Here is an 18,690-nt window from a genome sequence, read left to right as displayed (position 1 = left end):
GACAGGACCGTCGTGTCGCTGATGGGCGAACAGTGGTCACCGAACAGCGACCCGGTGAGGATGGCACCGATTGCGCCCGGTAGTGGCGCACCGAGGTTGAACGCCAGCGGAACGGCGACGGGGAACATGATACCCATCGTCCCCCAGGACGTCCCGATGGAGAACGAGATAATCGCCGCAGCGAGGAACACGACTGCCGGCAGGAGTTCCGGCGTGATGATTCCCTCTGCGACACTGACGACGTACGGGCCGACGCCGAGGGCCTCACTGACCGACCCGATGGTCCACGCCAGCGAGAGGACGGCGACGGGGAACATGACCATCTTGAACCCCTCGAAGATAGCGTCGCTCACTGCTTCGAGTTCGACGCGGGCGTGCCCGACGAGGATGGCGAGCAACAGCGCGCACGCCGAGAAGACGCCCCAGAGGATGGAGTCGGCGGTTGCCGCCCCTTTCAGCGCTTCCACGGGTACCTTCGTCGGCCACCCACCCGAGTAGAGCAGTCCGAATCCGGTGACGGCGACTAGCGCGACGATGGGTGCGGCGAAGTACCACCAGCGCGAGTCGACGTAGTCTGGGGTCTCGATGTCTTCTTCGCGCGTCTCGATGAGTGGGTCGGCGTCGTCACCGAGGACTTTCCCCTCTTCTTTCGCGCGGCGTTCGGCGCGCTTCATCGGGCCGAAGTTCCACCCCATCCCGACGAGGATGAAGACGAGCACCACCGCCAGCAGACTGTAGAAGCGGAAGGGGATGCTCTGGAGGAACACGACGAACGCGCTCTGGTCGATACCGAGCGCGGTGAACTGTTCTTTGATGAGTCCGACTTCGAATCCGACCCACGTCGAGACGACGGCGACGCTCACCACCGGCGAGGTGGTGGAGTCGAGGAGGTACGCGAGTTTCTCTCGACTGATGTCGAACTTGTCGGTAATCGGCCGCATGACTGACCCGGTAATCATCGTACTCGCGTACGAGTCGACGAAGATGAGCATCCCGAGGACGCTCGTCCCGAGTTCTGCCTGTTTGCGCGTCTCGATTCGTGAGATGATGCGCTGTGCGAGTGCGTTCATCCCGCCCGAGAGGAAAATCATCCCGAGCATCGCCCCCGAGAGGAACGTGAACAACAGCAGTTTGCTGTTGAACGAGGCGGTGACGTTGTCGATGACCAACTGGAGCGAGTACGCCGCCCCGCCGACGGGGTTCCACCCGACCAGAATGGTCGCACCAATCCAGATTCCGGTGAACAGTGACAAGAGTACCTGCCTACTCACCAACGTCAGTACGATGGCAAAGAGCGCTGGCAGGAGGCTGATAACTCCGTGCGTCTCTGCAGGCATGACAAACGTTTCGTCACATATTCGGGAAGTTAACGGTTTTCACTCAGACTCGAAAGAATAACACGACTGAAATGTGGTTCGTTCTCGTAGTTCGCGTCTCGAATCGGAGGACGGCGGTGGAAAATCCGTTCGGACGACGTCCTGACTGCTTCAGACGACGGCGTCGTACGCTTCGCCCATTATCTCGATTGCCTCGCGGAGCGACTCGGTGTCCGTCGCGTACGAGAGACGGGCGTATCCCGCACCATTCTCGCCGAACGCCTCGCCGGGGACGATGATGACGCCGCGCTCGATGCACTCGTCGACGAAGCCTTCGGGAACCTCCGGCATCGCGTAGAAGGCACCCTTTGGCTCAGGGACGTGCAGGCCGATGTCTTCGAGACCCTCGACGACGAGGTCACGGCGCTCGCGGAACGTCTCTGTCATCTCGTCGATGCGGTCCTGCGGGCCGGTCAGTGCCGCTTCGGCGGCGAACTGCGCCGGTGCCGACGCACACGCTTGGACGTACTGGTGGACGCGGACCATGCGTTCGACCCGACGCGACGACCCGTGGACCCACCCGAGTCGCCATCCGGTCATCGAGAAGAGTTTCGACGCCGAGTTGACGACGACGACGTTGTCCGTCTCGGCGTACTCGACCGGCGAGCGGTGTTCGCCGTCGAAGACAGTGTACTCGTACACTTCGTCGGAGATGCAGAGAACGTCGTGTTCGTCGGCGATGCGGGCGAACTCCTCGATGTCTTCCGGTGGTGAGACGGCACCCGTCGGGTTGCCGGGACTGTTCACGATGAACGCGGCGGTGTCCTCGGTGATTGCGTCCTCGACGGCAGCGGGGTCGAGCGTCAGGTCGTCGCGGAGGGCCACCGGGACGGGTTCCCCGCCGGCGAGTTTCGTCAGTGCGTCGTACGAGACGAATCCAGGGTCGGGGATGATGACCTCGTCGCCCTGATTCACGTGGGCCTCGATGGCGATGTGGAGCGCTTCGCTCCCACCCGCGGTGGCGATGACGTCGTCCGGGTCCAGGTCGATGCCCTGGTCGCGGCGGTGTTTCTCGGCGATTGCTTCACGGAGACTCAGGAGGCCTTTGTTCTCGGTGTAGCCGTCGGCCGCTCCCGATTCGATGGCCTCGATGGCCGCCTCTCGTGCGTGGTCCGGCGCGGGGAAGTCCGGTTGTCCCAGACCGAGGTTGATGGCGTCCTCGCTCGCCGCTTCGAACACTTTTCGAATGCCGCTGATGGAAATCTGTTCCACCCGGTCGGAGAAGTGTGTCATACTCTACTCGCCGTCGGCATTCGGGATAGTTCTTCCCACGCACAGTGGGTGGGAATCGTCGTTCAGTCGACGGGTTTCGTGGGGGAAACCGGAGAGTAATTCCGGTATCTGTGAGGGGTCCAATTCTCGAATCTCCTGCTTCTGTTGGATTTGGCGGTCGTACGGTGTGTCTGCGGCGATTTCAGAGCGACCCACGACGCGTCCATGATTACCGCGTGCGTGGGCCGAATAAAGGGCGAATTCGTAATCGAGGCAATGACAGAGGCACCACGACCGACTTCGACGACCCGCAGACGATTCTTACAGACCACCGGCCTCGCCGCAACCGCCGGGTTTGCAGGGTGTCTCGGCGGGTCTGGTGGGAGTAGCCTCGACGAACTCGACGTCGCCTACATGCCCATCTACCCCGACATGCAGTACTTCGTGATGCAAGAGGAGGGTCTCTTCGACGAACTCTCCGTCCCGGTGTCGGGCAAGAAGTTCTCCGACGGGCCGAGTATCGTCCAAGCCTCGGCGAAGGGCGACTTCGACGTGATGATGTTCGGCATCGTCCCAGCGATGATCGTCGTCGACAAGGGAATCCCCGCGAAGATTACCGCGGCGAACATCAAGAACGCGATGCAGATTCTCGCCACCGACGAGTTCGCCGCCATGTACGACGAACACGGGAAAGAGGCGTTCGCGAAGTTCGAAGAGGAGAACGGCCGCAAGTTCACCTTCGGTACCTTCCCGCCGGGGTCGGTCCCCGACATCCTGCTTCGCTACTGGGTCGAGAACACGCTCGGACTCGACCCAGAAGCGGACGTGAACATCAAGGGCCTCGGCGGTGCTGCCGCCGTCCAGCAGGCGCTCCTTTCGAACAAAATCGACGGCACGAGTATCATGGAACCCGTGCCGACGGTGGTCGACGCCAACGACGCACCCTTCCAGTCAATCGCGTGGGCCGGCGACTTCATGCCCGGCCAACCGGCGGCGGTCACGCTCATGCACGACCGACTCCGCGAAGAGAACCGCGAGATTGCGAGCGAGTTCGTTCGACTCCACCAAGAAGCGACGCAGTTCGTCGCCGACAACCCGCAGACGGCCGCCGAACACGCGAGCACGGTCATCGGTGAGAGCGCACTGCCGGTCGACACTGCTCGCACGGCGCTCGATTCACCCGCGTCGGACTTCATCACGAACCCGCACGACATCGAAAGCGGCGCGGAGATTTTCGCCGACTACGCGCAGGCGCTCGGCAAGACCGAGGCACAGTTGACCGTGGACGAACTGTTCGACTACGGTATCTACGACTCGCTATGAGCAACGACCAGGTCGGAACCGAAGTCGCCCTCGCGGAGACCGACGAGCGACTGCTCGACCGACTGGCGGCGTTCTCCTCCGAACAGACGGGCCTCGCAGTCGCTGGATTCGCCGGCTTTCTCGCCATCTGGTACGTGGCGGCGCTGTTCCAACCGACGTACCTCCTGCCGTCGCCCGTCGAAGTCGCCGCGGCGTTCGTCACCGAACTCACCGCGCCCGCCACGCTGGGAATTCCCTTCACTGGCGTCGAACTCCCGGCGACACGTTTGCTCGCGAAACTCGTCCAGAGTCTCTACCACTACGTTCCGGGACTCCTCATCGGCACGACGCTCGGCATCACCGCCGGTATCGCCATGGGGTGGAACGACCGCGTCGATAGCGTCTTTACGCCCGTGACGCGCATCCTCAGACCGATTCCGCCGCTGGCGTGGATTGGCTTCGCGGTCATCTGGCTCGGTGTCAACCACCGCGGTGCGACGTTCATCGTCGCCATCGGGTCGTTCTGGATTAACTTCTACAGCGCCTACGGCGGCGTCGAAGGCGTCTCGAACGACCTCAAGGAAGTCGCCGCGACACTCGGCGTGGACGACGACCTGACCATGATTCGGAAGGTGGTCGTCCCGGCCGCCAGTCCGTCTATCATGACCGGCGTTCGGACGAGTATCGGCCAGTGCTGGATGATTGTCGTCGCAGCCGAACTCATCGTCGGTGTCGGCGTCGGCTACGAGATTCTCAACACGGCGCAGAACCTCGCGATGGACGTTTCGGTCGCGTACATGCTCGTCATCAGTCTCGTCTTCCTCGTGAGTGACGGCCTCTTCCGCCGGGTCGAACGGCGGGTTCTGGAGTGGAGAGCATGAGTAGACAAGCACAGACCGAGACCACTGTCGCCGTCGAATCGCTCGGCAAGACCTACGAGTCCGACCGTCGAACCGTCGAAGCCCTCGCCGACGTGAATTTCACTGTCGACGAAGGTGAGTTCGTCTGCATCGTCGGCCCATCTGGATGTGGGAAGACGACGCTGTTCCGTGTCATCGCCGGCCTCGAAGAGGCGACGACAGGGCAGGTCACGCTCGACGGGAACCCAGTCACTGGACCCGGTACCGACCGCGGGATGGTCTTCCAGGAGTACGGCCTGTTCCCGTGGCGAACCGTCGCCGAGAACGTCGCCTTCGGCCTCGAAGAACAGGGTGTCGACGAACCGACTCGCTCGGCCCGCGTCGACGAGATGCTCCGTCTCGTCGGCCTCGACGGGTTCGCCGACGCCTACCCGAAGGAACTCTCCGGCGGGATGAAACAGCGCGTCGGCATCGCTCGCGCCCTCGCCGTCGACCCCGAACTCCTCTTGATGGACGAACCCTTCGGCGCGGTGGACGCGCAGACCCGCGACATGCTCCACGGCGAACTCCTCGACATCTGGGCGGAGACAGACAAGACTGTCCTCTTCGTCACCCACGACGTAGAAGAGGCAGTCACGCTCGCCGACCGCGTGGTCGTCATGGCCGCCAATCCGGGTCGAGTCCGCGAAATCGTGGACGTGGATATCGAGCGCCCTCGCCACCGCACCGACCCCGTGTTCGCCGACTACGTCGAGCGGGTTCGCGGACTCATCGGAGAGTGAGCGCCCTTACTCGCGCGCCTCGCGCAGTTCGTCTATCGCGGCGTCGATAACCGACAGCGTCGCGTCGGCGTCGACGTAGCCTTTCTCGTACTCGGACATCGCGCTGTTGTAGTCGCTCAAGAACTGTGCCACTGCGTCGTCCAGTTCGTCGCTCATACACGTCCGTTGCCCCGCCATCTGATTTGAACCTTCGGCCCTCGGGTCGCGGGTGACTGGGTGGTGTCGCTCCGTGGACCGTCGATTTATCACCACGCCTCGCCAACGCGCCGATAGTGACGACACTCCGCTTCGAGGACGGAACGGTCCACGTTGCGACCGACGACGAACGGGTCGGTGCCACACTCGCCGACCTGCCGAGCGTCGAGTCCGACCCGCGAAGCGGTGGCTACAGAGCGCCCGCGATGCAGTACGCCTCGATTCGTGACGCTCTCGAGACAGCCGGAATCGACTCCATAGACCGAATCGGAATCGATGCCGACCTCTCGCTTTCGACCACGTACGACCTCCGCGAGTACCAGCAAGCGGCCCTCGACGCGTGGCTCGACGCCGGTAGCCGCGGCGTGGTCGAACTCCCCACGGGCGCGGGAAAGACGGTTCTCGCCGTCGGCGCGATGGTGGCGCACTCGGTTCCGACGCTCGTCGTCGTCCCGACCATCGACTTACAGGACCAGTGGATACGCGAACTCGAAACCGAGTTCGACGTTCCTGTCGGTCGGTTCGGCGGCGGGGAACAGCGACAAGAGGCCATCACCGTCTCGACGTACGACTCGGCGTACCTCCGCGCCGACGACGTCGGCGGCGACTTCGGCCTCGTCGTCTTCGACGAGGTACACCACCTCGGCGGCGAGGGGTATCAGGACATCCCGCGCTTCCTCACGGCATCCGCGCGCCTCGGCCTGACGGCGACGTTCGAACGCCCCGACGGCGCACACGAACGCGTGGCGGAACTCGTCGGGCCGCGAGTCTATCACCTCGACGTAGACGACTTGGCGGGCGAGCACCTCGCCGACTACGAAGTCCGTCGTATCGAAGTCGAACTCACGCCCGAAGAGCGTGAGACGTACGACGAGGCGCAATCGACCTTCGTGAACTATCTGAAGTCGTCTGGCCTGTCGATGCAGTCGGGCAGCGACTACCAGAAACTCGTGATGCGTTCGGGGAACGACCCGCGTGCGCGGGATGCCCTCCTCGCCAAGCAACGCGCACGCGACGTGATGATGAACTCCGACGCGAAGGTGGACAAACTGGGCCGCCTCCTCGCCCGCCACCGGGACGACCGAGTCATCATCTTCACCGCCTCGACGGACCTCGTCTACCGCATCGCGCGTCAGTTCCTCGTCCCGCCAATCACGAGCGAGACCGGAACGAAAGAGCGCAGAGAGATTCTCGCTCGCTTCCGCGACGGCACCTACGACACCGTCGTCGCGGCCAACGTCCTCGACGAAGGCGTGGACGTGCCCGACGCGAACGTCGGAATCCTGCTCTCCGGGTCGGGGTCGGAACGCGAGTTCACGCAACGACTCGGTCGGATTCTCCGCCCGAAGGCCGACGACTCGACGGCGTTGCTCTACGAACTCGTGAGCGTCGAGACAGCAGAAGAACGGGTCGCAGACCGGCGGCGGTAGGTCAGTCGATGGCTGGGCCGCCGGCGCTCGATAGGGTTAGACTAGCGAAACGTCGATTTCGCCGTTCCGAACGAAGGCGTCGTACTCGGTGTCGAACTCGACGCTGAAGGGCGCAGTTTCACCCGACGGTATCGTCACTCCGACGTCCTGAATCGACTCGCTCTCGTCGACGACGATTCGGACTCGAATCGTCGCGACCCGTTCGGACCCCGAGTCGTTGACAACCTCGCCGAAGACACGGAGACGGCCGTCGTCGGTGGCTTCGAAGTCGAAATTCACGATGCGAACCGGCGGCACCTCCGGTGTGTTCCGTGGTTCGCCAGCGGGTGCCTCTGGCGGGTTTCGCGGCCCCGTCGCGTTCGGGAGTCCGCTCAGACACCCCGACGAGAGACCGACTGCGACCAGTCCGAGGAGGCGTCGTCGCTCCATACGCTGCGGTCCGCCGCGGGGGCCATGAACCTTGTCGTCCGCGGCGGCGGGCGAGTCGACCACTTCGAGACGACGGCCGGACCGGACGCCCGGGGTGCTTTTGTTCCGCGCTCTCCTCGTGTCGATAGTGCTGACGAAGGACCTGCTTCGGGTGTCGCGGGCGGGCGGTGGGTATCACCCGCAGTTCGCCGGCAGAAGCGACAGACCACTCGCTGCGAAGACCATCGGCGTCTTCCAGCGTCACGTCGGTGAATCGAGGGCCAGTCTGGACGACGCACTCACGACCCTCGAAGCCGAAGCCGACGACTTCAAACTCGCCAGAGGCCTCGCGTCGCTCCTCGACCGCGAGGCGGTGTTCGAGACTGCCGCGCCGCTTCCGCCGGTTCGCGCTCGTCGCGCCGCGTTCGAGGCGGCGATGGCGAACGGTGGCGTGACGACGCCCGAGGAACGCGCCGCGGCGCTCGACCGTGCGGCGTCGACACTCGGGTCGACTGCCGCAGCAGTCGATTCGTCGCTCACCGCCGACCGCGAGGTCGAACAGGTACTCACCGACTTCGACCCGCGATGGACGCCAGACGAGTTGCTGACGCAGTACAACCTCTCGCTTGCCCAGACCGCACTCTTCGACGCCACCGAGGTTCGCATCCGCAGTTCCGACCCAAAGGCGCTGGTCTCGGCGGTCAAGCGACTCCGGCTGATGTACGAAATTCGGCAGACTGACGCCGGCCGAGAAGTCGTCGTCACCGGGCCGGACGCGTTGTTTCAGCGAACGCGACGCTACGGAACCGCCTTCGCCCGCCTACTCCGGTCAGTCGCAACCGCGGCCGAGTGGCGTCTCGTGGCGACCATCGACGACAGAGGCCGCGAACGCGAGATGGTCCTCACGAGCGACGACGTGTCGGTTCCGGGCGTCGAACCGATGGCCGAACCCGGATTCGACAGCGACGTTGAGTCTGACTTCGCCGCCCGCTTCCGTGGTCTCGACTTCGACTGGCGACTCGTGAGGGAACCCGAACCGCTGGAGGCCGGAGCGAGCGTGATGATTCCGGACTTCGCGTTCGAGTACGAGTACGGCGACTTCCGCGTGTTCTTCGAGATAATGGGCTTTTGGACGCCCGAGTACGTCGAAAAGAAGTTGCGACAACTCGCCGACGTGGAGGACGTCGAACTCGTCGTCGCCGTGGACGAATCGCTCGGTGTCGGCGAGGAAATCGCCGCCCGCGACCACCGCGTCGTTCCGTACTCGGGGTCCGTGCGCGTGAAAGACGTCGTCGACGTCCTCCGAGACTACGAGGCTGACCTCGTCGCAGATGCGGCGTCGTCGCTCCCGACGGAACTCACACCAGACGCGGACGTGGTGTCACTCGCGGCCCTCGCTTCTGCCAACGGTGTCGCCGTCGACGCCCTCGACGACGTCTCGTTTCCGGACCACGAACTGGTCGGCCGGACGCTCGTACGGCCGTCCGTCCTCGACGCAGTCGCTGCTGCGGTCGAACCGGGAACGTCGCTCTCCGAGGCTGAATCCGTCCTCGACGAGTGGGGTCTCGACGACGCGAGCGCAGTCCTCTCCCGACTCGGCTACCGGGTCGAGTGGGAGGGATTGACCGGCGGAACGGTCCGCGAGAAGTGAGAAATCGGGTCGTTGAACCCGTCAGTCGAGTTTCTTCAGGTCTTCTTGTCGACCCTTCGGAACCGTCGAGCGGAGTTCACCGTGGAGGTAGAGTCCGACACCGAGGGGTTCGCGTTCGCCGGCGAGTTCGTGGGCGGCGACGAGGTATCCCCAGTCGCCTTCCCACCAGTCGAGTTGCTGGTCGTGGCCGGCGACGAACGCCTTGGCCTCACCCGGACCGAGTTCGATGATGTTCTTCGTCGCGTCGCGGCAGAACCGCTGGACCGCGTTGGTCGATGGTTTCCAGTGTCGCTGTCGCGTCCGGAGGATACGCATCCCGAGGCCTTCGACCTGAATCGGGTCGACCATCTCGGCGGGGAACGCCCAAATCTTCCCTGCGCCTTTCTCCCAGAACGTGTAGTGTTCGAACGTCTCCGGGTCGAGGCCGAAGCGCTCTTCCCACCACTCGACGACTTCCTGCCGCGAGGGACGGCCTTCGACCACGCGGTCTTCCGAGGTCTCTGGGAGACGGTCGAACTGTTGGCCCCAGTTCTCGTCGTCGGCGGTTTCGTCTCTCATGACTGCACCTCCAGTTTCGCGGTGAAGAACCCGCCCGTGTCGTTCTGGTGGGGATAGACGCGCCGTGCCTTCGTGACCGAGGGGTCGTACTCGTCGTCTTCCCACTCCGTGACGCCTGGCGACGTTTCGAACGCGTCGGGAACGTCCCACTCGACGAGTTCGCAGTCTTCGCGTTCGAGGACGAAGTCGAGGACCGCCTCGTTCTCTTCGGGTGCGAACGTACACGTGGAGTAGACGACGCTCCCGCCGGGTTTCGTCACCTGCACGGCGCGGCGGAGGATGCCCTTCTGGATGCCGGCGACGCTCTGGACGTGGTTCATCGTCCACTCGTCGAGCACGTCGGGGTTCTTTCGACAGGTCCCTTCGCAGGAACACGGTGCGTCCACGAGGACGCGGTCGAACTGCTCGAACGCGCCCGGTTTCTCGGGTGTCTGCTCGCCGAATGGCTTCATCGAGAAGTTACGCGCGTCCTGATTGGTCACGACCAGATTGGTAACGCCGAGTCGTTCGGCGTTGTGGCGGAGCGCCGAGAGTCGCCCGAGGTTGTTGTCGTTGCCGACGAGGACGCCCTCGTCGTTCATCATGGCGGCAATCTGGGTGGTCTTCGAACCCGGTGCAGCGCAGGTGTCCCAGACCCGTTCGCCCGGTTGCGGGTCGAGTGCGATAGCCGGCAGTGCCGAGACTTCCTCTTGGCCGTGAAGCCATCCGTGGAAGTAGGGCCAGTTCGTCCCTGCCGTACTGTCTTCGAGTTTCAGGATACCGGGGTGCCAGTCCGTCTGTTCGTAGGCGACGCCCTCGTCGTCGAGGGCCTCGCGGGCACGCTCCACCGTGGTCTTGATGGTGTTGACGCGGACGACTGACGGAAGAGGCCGCTCACAGGCCTCCAAGAATGCCTCCTCGTCGTCCACGAGTGGCGCGTACCGCTGGAGCGGGTTCATACCACCCGATTCTGTGTGGGCGCGTTTGTCGGTTTCGGAGTGAGCGGGTCGTCTCGTTGGGTCGGTTCAGTCTGGATGCACACCCCCGTCGGATTTACCTCACACCGGCGTTCATGTTCACATATGGCACAAATACGCGTCCTCGCCGAGGAAGTCACCGACCAACTGGAGTCACCGACGCTCGTCGAGGGACTCCCCGGTGTCGGCCTCGTCGGAAAGATTGCCGCCGACCACCTCGTCGAGACGTTCGACATGACCCACTACGGCGACGTGTTCTGCGGTGGCGTCCCCAAAGTGGCGGTGTACATGGAAGGGTCACCGACGCTGCATCCGCCGGTTCGTCTCTACGCCGACACCGACCGGGACTTGCTCGTCCTCCAGAGCGACATCCCGATTCGTCCAGACTCGGCGACCGAACTCGCGACGTGTCTCGGCACGTGGTTCGACGACCTCGACGTGACGCCGATATTCCTCTCCGGAATCGCGCGAGAGAAGACCGAAGAGGTCCCGGCGCTCTACGGCGTCGGCTCCGACGGTGTGCTCTCCAGCCTGGAAGACGCTGGTATCGGAGCGCCGACCGAGACAGGACTCGTCTCCGGCCCGACCGGTTCGATGCTGAACCACTCGATACAGTCGGGACGCCCCGCGCTCGCACTCATCGTCGAATCCGACCCACAGTTCCCGGACCCGGAGGCCGCTCGGGTCATCATCAAACACGGTATCGAACCACTCACGGGTATCGAGGTTCCGGTCGACGACCTCGTAGACAGCGCGACCGAGATTCGACAGGCGAAAGAACAGTTGGCTAAGCGGATGCAACAGGCCGAAGAAGAGAGCACGCAGGCACGGCCACTCGGGATGTACCAGTAACCGACTGCGGGGCGCGCGACGGGGCGACCCGCCGCCGCAACTCTCCCCAACAGTGAGAATGTTTCGGCCGGACGCCAGTCTACACCCTTAAGCCATATCAGACACTTTTCCCGCCCATGAGCGACGACCCTGCCGAGTCGGTCACGGAACCAACTGCAGAAGGCGACACTGAGACGGCCTCCGACGCCGAAGCGTCGGGGTTCGAGGACGCAGAGGTAGTCGATGCCGAGTCCGAACCGGACGAGTCGGCGGCCGACGCATCCGCCACCAACGAAGTCGAAGACGAGTCTGTGACGGTCTCCGACCGTGTGGCCGAGTACGACGACGAACTCGCGGAGGAAGTCGCAGCGCTCGAAGCGCGCGTCTCCGACCTCGAGACCGAACGCGACGAGGCCACAGAGATGGCGTCGGAACTCGAAAGCCGTCTCAAGCGAACACAGGCCGACTTCCAGAACTACAAGAAGCGCGCGAAGAAGCGCCAAGACCAGATTAAAGACCGCGCGACGGAGGACTTCGTCGAACGTGTCGTCACGGTCCGAGACAACCTCGTGCGCGCGTTGGACCAAGACGAGGACGCCGACATCCGCGACGGCCTCGAATCGACGCTCAAGGAGTTCGACCGCATCCTCGAAGACGAGAACGTCGAGGTCATCGACCCCGAACCCGGAAGCGACGTGGACCCGAACCGCCACGAAGTGATGATGCGCGTCGACAGCGACCAACCCGCAGACACCATCGCCAGCGTGTTCCAACCCGGATACGAGATGGCCGACAAGGTCATCCGCGCCGCGCAGGTCACGGTCAGCAAAGACGAGTAACCGCCGGCGGACCGGTCGAACGACGGATTCACCGCCATCTCGTGCGAACCCGGGGAGGACTTTTCTCCTTACCGCTCCTCGGTTCGAACATGCGATTTCGTCCCCGTCGACGCCGTCCGACGGTTCGGGTCACCCAGCACGGGAACCCGCTCGACGACGGTCTGCTGTTCGTCCTCGGGTGGGGGAACAAACCCACACACCGAAGCGTCGAATGGCTCATCGACCGTCTCACCTACGACGGCTATCGCGTCCACGCCGTCGAACTCCCGACGAACGGGTGGGCGTTCGAACAACAGTACGTCGCGCCGGTCAGAGCCTACGCACTCGACCGGGACCTCGACCTCGTTCTCAGTCACAGCACCGGTGGTCTCGTCGCGTCGCACCTCGACCTCGCCGTCCGAAACGTCTTCCTGAGCCCGTGGTGGGGGATGGCACTCGAAGGCCTCGACCGACTCCTGTACCCGGTCGTCGGGAGACTTCCGACGAAGCGGCCACTCGCCCCGAGTGGCATCTCCCGACCCGACCTCGGCGAGATGAAACTCGAAGCGGAGGTTGCCGACGCGCCCGACAGGGTGTCGCCGGCCTTCCTCCGGATGATAGAGAGCGCACAACGAACACTCCCGCCGTTCCGAGAGACTGACGTTGTCTTCTACTCACCGACCGACCGGGTCGTCGACGTTCGGGCCATCGGCGAGCAGACGCCCGCATCGAATCTCGTTCCCTACGACGGCGGCCACGAATTCTTCGCCAGCGAGGCGCGCGAACGGACGTTCACGAAGGTTCTCGCAGCACTCGACGACGGCCCCGACGCAGTCGGTTCCGCAGCGAACCCCCGCGTCGAAGAGACAGAGCAGTCCGCAGACTGACCGAGAGAACGGCGCGTGACAGTGTCACTCCAGAGCGAGCGGAGTGAAGGAAACCCTGTGCCATCGGTGAGTCGAGACGGCGGTTCGTGATGTGCGCGGAGAACACGGTGGGCGGTTCTACATAAATCGACCGACCTGTTTCGGCGCGAGAAGACAAAACCGCAAGACAGCGGCGACCTCGTGTCACCGTGTGTGTCGCAGTATCTAGTAACCTTTAACCGGCAAAGGCCGGTATCTGTGACCAAGATGGCGAGTAACAAGATTCTGGGTATCGACCTCGGCACCACGAACAGCGCGTTCGCGGTGATGGAGGGCGGTGACCCGGAGATTATCGTGAACGCAGAAGGCGACCGAACGACCCCCTCCGTCGTCGCGTTCACCGACGATGGTGAGCGCCTCGTGGGCAAGCCGGCGAAGAATCAGGCTATCCAGAACCCCGAGCGAACCATCCGGTCTATCAAGCGCCACATGGGGGAAGACGGCTACACCGTCGACATCGAGGGTGAAGAGTACACACCCGAGCAGATTTCGGCGATGATCCTCCAGAAGATCAAGCGCGACGCCGAAGACTACCTCGGCGACGAGGTCCAGAAGGCTGTCATCACCGTCCCTGCGTACTTCAACGACAAACAGCGCCAGGCGACGAAAGACGCCGGCGAAATCGCCGGTCTCGACGTCGAACGCATCGTCAACGAACCGACCGCCGCCTCGATGGCGTACGGCCTCGACGACGAGTCGAACCAGACCGTCCTCGTCTACGACCTTGGTGGCGGGACGTTCGACGTCTCCGTCCTCGACCTCGGTGGCGGCGTCTACGAAGTCGTCGCGACGAACGGGGACAACGACCTCGGCGGCGACGACTGGGACGAAGCCATCATCGACTGGCTCGCACAGGAGTTCGAGAACGACCACGGCATCGACCTCCGCGAGGACCGACAGGCGCTCCAGCGCCTGAAGGACGCGGCCGAAGAGGCCAAAATCGAACTCTCCTCGCGCAAGGAGACGACCATCAACCTCCCGTTCATCACGGCGACGGACTCCGGTCCAGTCCACCTCGAATACGACCTGACGCGCGCGAAGTTCGAGTCTCTCACGAAGGACCTCATCGACCGCACCGTCGCACCGACCGAGCAGGCCCTCGAAGACGCCGACTACTCGAAAGAGGACATCGACGAAGTCATCCTCGTCGGTGGGTCGACCCGCATGCCGCAGGTCATCGACAAGGTCGACGAGATGCTCGGCTCCGAGCCGAAGAAGTCTGTCAACCCCGACGAAGCAGTCGCACTCGGTGCGGCGATTCAAGGCGGCGTCCTCGGCGGCGAAGTCGACGACATCGTCCTCCTCGACGTGACGCCACTCTCGCTCGGTATCGAGGTCAAGGGTGGTCTGTTCGAGCGCCTCATCGACAAGAACACGACCATCCCGACCGAGGAGTCGAAGGTCTTCACGACGGCGGCCGACAACCAGACGACGGTTCAGGTTCGCGTCTTCCAGGGTGAACGCGAGATGGCCGAAGACAACGAACTCCTCGGCGAGTTCACGCTCTCCGGCATCCCGCCGGCACCCGCGGGAACGCCGCAGATCGAAGTCGGATTCAACATCGACGAGAACGGTATCGTCAACGTCTCCGCAGAGGACAAAGGCTCCGGCAACGCCGAGTCCATCACCATCGAGGGTGGTGCCGGTCTCTCCGACGACGAAATCGACCGCATGCAGCGCGAGGCCGAACAGCACGCCGAAGAGGACAAGGAACGCCGCCGTGCCGTCGAGGCCCGCAACGAGGCCGAAGGCGCGGTCCAGCGTGCCGAGACCCTCCTCGAAGAGAACGAAGAGAACGTCGACGACGAACTCCAGGCCGACATCGAAGCCGCAATCGACGATGTCGAAGCGACCCTCGAAGACCCCGAGGCCTCTACGGAAGAACTCGAAGACGTGACCGAACACCTCTCGAAGGAACTCCAGGAGATCGGCAAGCGCATGTACCAGCAGCAGGCACAGGCGCAGGCCGGCGGTCCCGGCGGCATGGGCGGCGGTGCCGACCCCGACCCTGAAGACTTCGTCGACGCCGACGCCGACTTCGACGGCGACGAAGAAGACGACAAGTAACCAACCACCGCAGAACTCCCCTCACTGGGAGACCTGACGCAGTCGGTCGAATTTCTCTTCTTTCGCGCGTCGACCTCAGCAGAGACACCCACACGCGAGCCACAGAACACCCCAGATACTAGAGGCGCACTTTTCAAATACCTCGACGGATTACAAGGCAGTAACCGATGAGCGAGGACTTCTACGACGTGCTCGGGGTCTCGCGGGACGCCTCGAAAGACGAGATCAAGAACGCGTACCGCAAGAAGGCCGCGAAGTATCACCCCGACGTCTCCGACGAAGACGACGCCGAGGAGAAGTTCAAGAAGGTCCAGAAGGCAAAGGAGGTCCTCACGGACGACGAGAAGCGCCAGATGTACGACCAGGTCGGCCACGAACGCTTCAAGCAGGCCCAGAAACACGGTGCCGGCGGCGGTGGCCGCGGTCAAGGAAACCCGTTCGGAGGGGGCGGCAACCCCTTCGGCGGCATGGGCGGTGGCGGATTCGAAGACCTGTTCAACAACCTGTTCAACGGTGGGCGGGGCCAACAGCGCAACCGGCCGCAACAGGGTCGTGACGTCGCCCAGCGCATCACCATCGACCTCGAAGACGCCTACAACGGCATCGAGCGCGACGTGACGATTCGTCGCCGTGAGGTGTGTCCCGAGTGTGACGGTGCGGGCCACCCCGACGACGCCGACGTGAACACCTGTTCGGAGTGTGGCGGGTCGGGCCAGCAGACCACCGTGCAACAGACTCCCTTCGGCCGCGTTCAGCAGACGACGACCTGTCGCGCCTGCGGCGGCGAAGGCGAGACCTACAGCGAGGACTGTTCCGAGTGTCGCGGCAGTGGGCGCGTCCGCCGCACCCGTGACGTGACCATCACCATCCCCGCCGGATTCCGCGACGGCCAACGCCTCCGCTACCGTGGTGAGGGCGAACCCGGCGAGAACGGCGGTCCGAACGGTGACCTGTTCGTCGAGGTCACCGTCCGTGACCACGAGGAGTTCGACCGGGAGGGTGACGACCTGTACTACACGCACCCCATATCGTTCCCGCAGGCTGTCTTCGGCGCAACCGTCGAAGTTCCGACGCTCGACGGCGAGGAAGACCTGAAAGTTCCCGCGGGCACGCAGAGTGGGTCGACGTTCACCATCTCCGGTGCGGGGATGCCCCACCTCGACGGCCGTGGGTCTGGTGACCTGCACGTCGAAGTGCACGTCGTCACGCCCGAAGACCTCAACAAAGAACAGCGTGAGGCGCTCAAGACGTTCGCCGAGGCGGGTGGCGAAGAGGTCAAAGAGGGCCTCTTCCAGAAACTGAAGAACTCGCTGTAATCTTCTCTCCGACACCTGTTCTCGTTCGAGCGCCGACACGTTGAGGGTCGTCGCGGTCGATTGCTAGACGATGTCTTACACCAAGGCCAACTACCGCGAGGTGGACGAACTCGGCGGCGGCCTCCACTTCATGCGTGACGTGCTCGAAACCGAGCGACTCGGGTTCACCGTACTGGAGTGCGACCCGAACTGGACCGGAAAGGCGCACGACCACGCCGAAGAGGACCACGAAGAGGTGTACTTCCTCGTCTCTGGCGACGCGACGCTCGTCGTCGAGGGTGAGGAGATACCGCTCGAAGCGGGCGACGCCGTTCGGGTGTCTCCAGCGGACACCCGCCAGTTCCGAAACGGGGACACCGAGAGTTTCGTCGTCGTCGCCGGGTCACCCTGAGTCACTGGCCCTCGCGGTTCGCGAGCGACGGCCGGCGAGCACCTCGGCGCCTTTTTTCACACCGACTCCGTAGGGCCGCGTATGGACGTCATCGGCGACCTCATGGCTCGCGACAGGCGAAGCGACCACCTCGCCTTGCGAGTCGACGGCCCCGGTCGGACCTACACCTACTACGACCTCGTCACCACGTCGTACAAAGCGGGGAACGTCCTCCGCTACCTCGGCGTTCGAAAGGGCGCACGTGTCGCCATCGAACCGGTCGCGCTTCCCGAACCGATACTGACGTTCCTCGGGGCGGCCCAACTCGGTGCCGTGACGGTCTTCGACCCGTCCGTCGAGGCTCGGGCCGTCGTCGTCGACGTCGCCCGCGAGAGCGAGTTCGACCTCCCACCGGGGCACAAACTCGCAGTCTACAACGGCCCGCCGAGTTCGCCGGCGACCACCCACTGGGAGAAAGAAGTGTGGAGCGAGAACCCGGCGGTCCACCCGGAAGTTGTCGAACCGGACGACGTCGCCCTCGTCGCCGACGACAACGAGTACACCCACGGCGACCTGCTGGCGGCGGCAACGCAGGTTGTCTCCGACTACGGCCTCGACGCCGACGACACCGTGGCGATTCGGTCGTCGCTCGCACATCCGGGAACCGTCGTCGCCGGGATTCTCGCGCCGCTTCTCGCGGGTGGAACGATTCGCGTCCCCGATGGCGACGACCCAGTGGATGCGGCGCTCTCAGTGGGCGACAGCACCCCCGAATCCCAGTCGATTTCGCCCGACGACGCCGTGCCGAGTCGGTGAGTGAGAAAGTACTTAGCGACATCTGTCTTGCGGACAGTCATGACTGAGACGACTGTCGTCGAAGGCGAGTCTGTCGCGCTCCGACCGGTCGAACGCGACGATGCGACACTCCTCCAGCGGTCGACGACAGACCCCGAGATTCGAGTTCCACTCGGTGCGCCCGCGCCACAGAATCACCACCAGGCGACCGAGTTCATCGAACAGACCGTCGAGGAGAGCGACAACATCGCGTTCGTCGCGGAAGTCGACGGCGAGGCAATCGGGTTCGTCATGGCCGAGATTCGTGACTACGGTCGCCCCGAACTCGTCTACTGGCTTCTGCCCGAATACCACGGACAGGGGTACGGGACGGACGCAGTCGAGTGTCTCGTCGACTACCTCTTTCGCACTGTCGAGTGCCACGGCCTCCAGGCAGTCACGTTCGCGTTCAACGACGCGTCGCGCGGCGTCCTCGAACGACTCGGCTTCGTGAAAGAAGGACGACTGCGAGAAGCGGCGTTCGTCGATGGGTCGTACGAGGACGTGCTTCGATTCGGACTGCTCCGCAGCGAGTGGGAAGAATCTCGGTCGGACTGACCGAACCCGACCCTCGCGGGGAACGTCGGCCCCTGACCTCAGGACGCGTTTTCTATCTTTTCGAGTGCTTCGGGGTTCTCGATACTGCTCATGTCGCCGAGGTCGTCGCCCGAGTAGATGGCCGAGATTGCGCGGCGGATAATCTTCCCCGACTGCGTCTTCGGGAACTCGTCCACGAAGAGAATCTCGCGGGGGCGGAACGGCTTGCCGAGTTCCTCGCCGACGACGCCACGGAGTTCG

Annotated in this window: 20 protein-coding genes; 13 read left to right on the top strand and 7 right to left on the bottom strand. The window is 63.9% G+C overall.

Annotated elements, in window-relative coordinates:
• Nucleotides 1-1,337, bottom strand: a 1,337-nt coding sequence (locus tag AUR66_RS00950) for a Na+/H+ antiporter NhaC family protein (RefSeq protein ID WP_058570660.1), incomplete at its 3' end; no start/stop codon positions are given.
• A 150-nt stretch (nt 1,338-1,487) separates the two neighbouring features.
• Nucleotides 1,488-2,609 (bottom strand): pyridoxal phosphate-dependent aminotransferase, encoded by a 1,122-nt coding sequence (locus tag AUR66_RS00945; RefSeq protein WP_058570659.1) that lies wholly within the window; start codon nt 2,607-2,609, stop codon nt 1,488-1,490.
• Between the two features lie 255 nt (nt 2,610-2,864).
• Here AUR66_RS00945 and AUR66_RS00940 point away from each other — a divergent pair, with 255 nt between their 5' ends.
• Genes AUR66_RS00940 through AUR66_RS00930 form a run of 3 tightly spaced genes read left to right on the top strand, consistent with a single transcriptional unit; the run spans nt 2,865 to nt 5,532 of the window.
• The gene (locus AUR66_RS00940) at nt 2,865-3,911 is read left to right on the top strand and encodes an ABC transporter substrate-binding protein (protein WP_058570658.1); all 1,047 of its coding nucleotides are present in this window, start codon (nt 2,865-2,867) and stop codon (nt 3,909-3,911) included.
• Nucleotides 3,908-4,771, top strand: a complete 864-nt coding sequence (locus AUR66_RS00935; protein ID WP_058570657.1) for an ABC transporter permease — start codon at nt 3,908-3,910, stop codon at nt 4,769-4,771. The genes AUR66_RS00940 and AUR66_RS00935 overlap by 4 nt, the downstream gene beginning before the upstream one ends.
• Nucleotides 4,768-5,532, top strand: coding sequence for an ABC transporter ATP-binding protein (locus AUR66_RS00930; RefSeq protein ID WP_058570656.1), 765 nt, complete (start codon nt 4,768-4,770; stop codon nt 5,530-5,532). The genes AUR66_RS00935 and AUR66_RS00930 overlap by 4 nt, the downstream gene beginning before the upstream one ends.
• A 6-nt stretch (nt 5,533-5,538) precedes the next feature.
• Here AUR66_RS00930 and AUR66_RS21605 read toward each other — a convergent pair whose 3' ends face one another.
• Nucleotides 5,539-5,688 (bottom strand): hypothetical protein, encoded by a 150-nt coding sequence (locus AUR66_RS21605; RefSeq protein ID WP_197409642.1) that lies wholly within the window; start codon nt 5,686-5,688, stop codon nt 5,539-5,541.
• A 116-nt stretch (nt 5,689-5,804) separates the two neighbouring features.
• Between AUR66_RS21605 and AUR66_RS00925 the strand changes: the two genes are divergently transcribed.
• Nucleotides 5,805-7,157, top strand: a complete 1,353-nt coding sequence (locus AUR66_RS00925) for a DEAD/DEAH box helicase family protein (RefSeq protein WP_058570655.1) — start codon at nt 5,805-5,807, stop codon at nt 7,155-7,157.
• A 36-nt stretch (nt 7,158-7,193) separates the two neighbouring features.
• Here AUR66_RS00925 and AUR66_RS00920 read toward each other — a convergent pair whose 3' ends face one another.
• Nucleotides 7,194-7,586, bottom strand: coding sequence for a hypothetical protein (locus tag AUR66_RS00920; RefSeq protein ID WP_058570661.1), 393 nt, complete (start codon nt 7,584-7,586; stop codon nt 7,194-7,196).
• A gap of 127 nt (nt 7,587-7,713) precedes the next feature.
• On the opposite strand from AUR66_RS00920, the gene AUR66_RS00915 reads away from it, so the two are divergent.
• On the top strand, nt 7,714-9,216 hold the full coding sequence (locus tag AUR66_RS00915) for a DUF790 family protein (RefSeq protein ID WP_058570654.1): 1,503 nt from the start codon (nt 7,714-7,716) through the stop codon (nt 9,214-9,216).
• Between the two features lie 21 nt (nt 9,217-9,237).
• Here the strand turns inward: AUR66_RS00915 and AUR66_RS00910 are convergent, their stop codons facing one another.
• The gene (locus AUR66_RS00910) at nt 9,238-9,774 is read right to left on the bottom strand and encodes a DUF7122 family protein (protein WP_058570653.1); all 537 of its coding nucleotides are present in this window, start codon (nt 9,772-9,774) and stop codon (nt 9,238-9,240) included.
• Entirely contained in the window at nt 9,771-10,712 is a 942-nt protein-coding gene (locus AUR66_RS00905) for an RsmB/NOP family class I SAM-dependent RNA methyltransferase (protein ID WP_058570652.1), read from the bottom strand. The genes AUR66_RS00910 and AUR66_RS00905 overlap by 4 nt, the downstream gene beginning before the upstream one ends.
• Before the next feature lie 123 nt (nt 10,713-10,835).
• On the opposite strand from AUR66_RS00905, the gene AUR66_RS00900 reads away from it, so the two are divergent.
• From AUR66_RS00900 to AUR66_RS00865, 8 genes are all read left to right on the top strand, one after another.
• Nucleotides 10,836-11,582: a proteasome assembly chaperone family protein gene (locus AUR66_RS00900; RefSeq protein ID WP_058570651.1), complete on the top strand. Its 747-nt coding sequence runs from the start codon at nt 10,836-10,838 to the stop codon at nt 11,580-11,582.
• 116 nt (nt 11,583-11,698) lie between these two features.
• Nucleotides 11,699-12,400: a nucleotide exchange factor GrpE gene (locus AUR66_RS00895; protein WP_058570650.1), complete on the top strand. Its 702-nt coding sequence runs from the start codon at nt 11,699-11,701 to the stop codon at nt 12,398-12,400.
• A gap of 89 nt (nt 12,401-12,489) precedes the next feature.
• Entirely contained in the window at nt 12,490-13,266 is a 777-nt protein-coding gene (locus AUR66_RS00890; RefSeq protein ID WP_058570649.1) for an alpha/beta hydrolase, read from the top strand.
• 246 nt (nt 13,267-13,512) lie between these two features.
• Nucleotides 13,513-15,372, top strand: a complete 1,860-nt coding sequence (dnaK, locus tag AUR66_RS00885) for a molecular chaperone DnaK (RefSeq protein WP_058570648.1) — start codon at nt 13,513-13,515, stop codon at nt 15,370-15,372.
• Between the two features lie 167 nt (nt 15,373-15,539).
• A complete protein-coding gene (gene dnaJ / locus AUR66_RS00880) occupies nt 15,540-16,688 on the top strand; it encodes a molecular chaperone DnaJ (protein ID WP_058570647.1) in 1,149 nt (382 codons plus the stop codon).
• Nucleotides 16,689-16,758: 70 nt separating this feature from the next.
• Complete coding sequence (locus AUR66_RS00875) at nt 16,759-17,079, top strand: cupin domain-containing protein (protein ID WP_058570646.1); 321 nt, start codon at nt 16,759-16,761, stop codon at nt 17,077-17,079.
• An 81-nt stretch (nt 17,080-17,160) separates the two neighbouring features.
• Nucleotides 17,161-17,874: an AMP-binding protein gene (locus AUR66_RS00870; RefSeq protein WP_058570645.1), complete on the top strand. Its 714-nt coding sequence runs from the start codon at nt 17,161-17,163 to the stop codon at nt 17,872-17,874.
• A 39-nt stretch (nt 17,875-17,913) separates the two neighbouring features.
• Nucleotides 17,914-18,450 carry a GNAT family N-acetyltransferase gene (locus tag AUR66_RS00865; RefSeq protein WP_058570644.1) on the top strand — a complete coding sequence of 179 codons (537 nt, stop codon included), beginning with the start codon at nt 17,914-17,916 and terminating at the stop codon, nt 18,448-18,450.
• Between the two features lie 38 nt (nt 18,451-18,488).
• On the opposite strand, the gene AUR66_RS00860 is transcribed toward AUR66_RS00865, so the two are convergent.
• Nucleotides 18,489-18,690: AMP-binding enzyme (locus AUR66_RS00860; protein WP_058570643.1), on the bottom strand; the 202-nt coding region annotated here is incomplete at its 5' end.

It is taken from the genome of Haloferax profundi (assembly GCF_001469865.1).
Lineage (GTDB): Archaea > Halobacteriota > Halobacteria > Halobacteriales > Haloferacaceae > Haloferax > Haloferax profundi.
Note: the sequence above shows the minus strand (reverse complement) of the source record. Positions and strands in the feature narration are given on the sequence as shown.

What these genes read in the sequence shown, in the direction of transcription:
- AUR66_RS00895 (WP_058570650.1), top strand. Translation starts at nt 11,699, where the DNA reads ATGAGCGACGACCCTGCCGAGTCGGTCACGGAACCAACTGCAGAAGGC.
- AUR66_RS00870 (WP_058570645.1), top strand. Translation starts at nt 17,161, where the DNA reads ATGGACGTCATCGGCGACCTCATGGCTCGCGACAGGCGAAGCGACCAC.
- AUR66_RS00905 (WP_058570652.1), bottom strand. Translation starts at nt 10,712, where the DNA reads ATGAACCCGCTCCAGCGGTACGCGCCACTCGTGGACGACGAGGAGGCA.
- AUR66_RS00910 (WP_058570653.1), bottom strand. Translation starts at nt 9,774, where the DNA reads ATGAGAGACGAAACCGCCGACGACGAGAACTGGGGCCAACAGTTCGAC.
- AUR66_RS00945 (WP_058570659.1), bottom strand. Translation starts at nt 2,609, where the DNA reads ATGACACACTTCTCCGACCGGGTGGAACAGATTTCCATCAGCGGCATT.
- AUR66_RS00900 (WP_058570651.1), top strand. Translation starts at nt 10,836, where the DNA reads ATGGCACAAATACGCGTCCTCGCCGAGGAAGTCACCGACCAACTGGAG.
- AUR66_RS00940 (WP_058570658.1), top strand. Translation starts at nt 2,865, where the DNA reads ATGACAGAGGCACCACGACCGACTTCGACGACCCGCAGACGATTCTTA.
- AUR66_RS00875 (WP_058570646.1), top strand. Translation starts at nt 16,759, where the DNA reads ATGTCTTACACCAAGGCCAACTACCGCGAGGTGGACGAACTCGGCGGC.
- AUR66_RS00935 (WP_058570657.1), top strand. Translation starts at nt 3,908, where the DNA reads ATGAGCAACGACCAGGTCGGAACCGAAGTCGCCCTCGCGGAGACCGAC.
- AUR66_RS21605 (WP_197409642.1), bottom strand. Translation starts at nt 5,688, where the DNA reads ATGAGCGACGAACTGGACGACGCAGTGGCACAGTTCTTGAGCGACTAC.
- AUR66_RS00920 (WP_058570661.1), bottom strand. Translation starts at nt 7,586, where the DNA reads ATGGAGCGACGACGCCTCCTCGGACTGGTCGCAGTCGGTCTCTCGTCG.
- dnaJ (WP_058570647.1), top strand. Translation starts at nt 15,540, where the DNA reads ATGAGCGAGGACTTCTACGACGTGCTCGGGGTCTCGCGGGACGCCTCG.
- AUR66_RS00890 (WP_058570649.1), top strand. Translation starts at nt 12,490, where the DNA reads ATGCGATTTCGTCCCCGTCGACGCCGTCCGACGGTTCGGGTCACCCAG.
- AUR66_RS00865 (WP_058570644.1), top strand. Translation starts at nt 17,914, where the DNA reads ATGACTGAGACGACTGTCGTCGAAGGCGAGTCTGTCGCGCTCCGACCG.
- AUR66_RS00930 (WP_058570656.1), top strand. Translation starts at nt 4,768, where the DNA reads ATGAGTAGACAAGCACAGACCGAGACCACTGTCGCCGTCGAATCGCTC.
- dnaK (WP_058570648.1), top strand. Translation starts at nt 13,513, where the DNA reads ATGGCGAGTAACAAGATTCTGGGTATCGACCTCGGCACCACGAACAGC.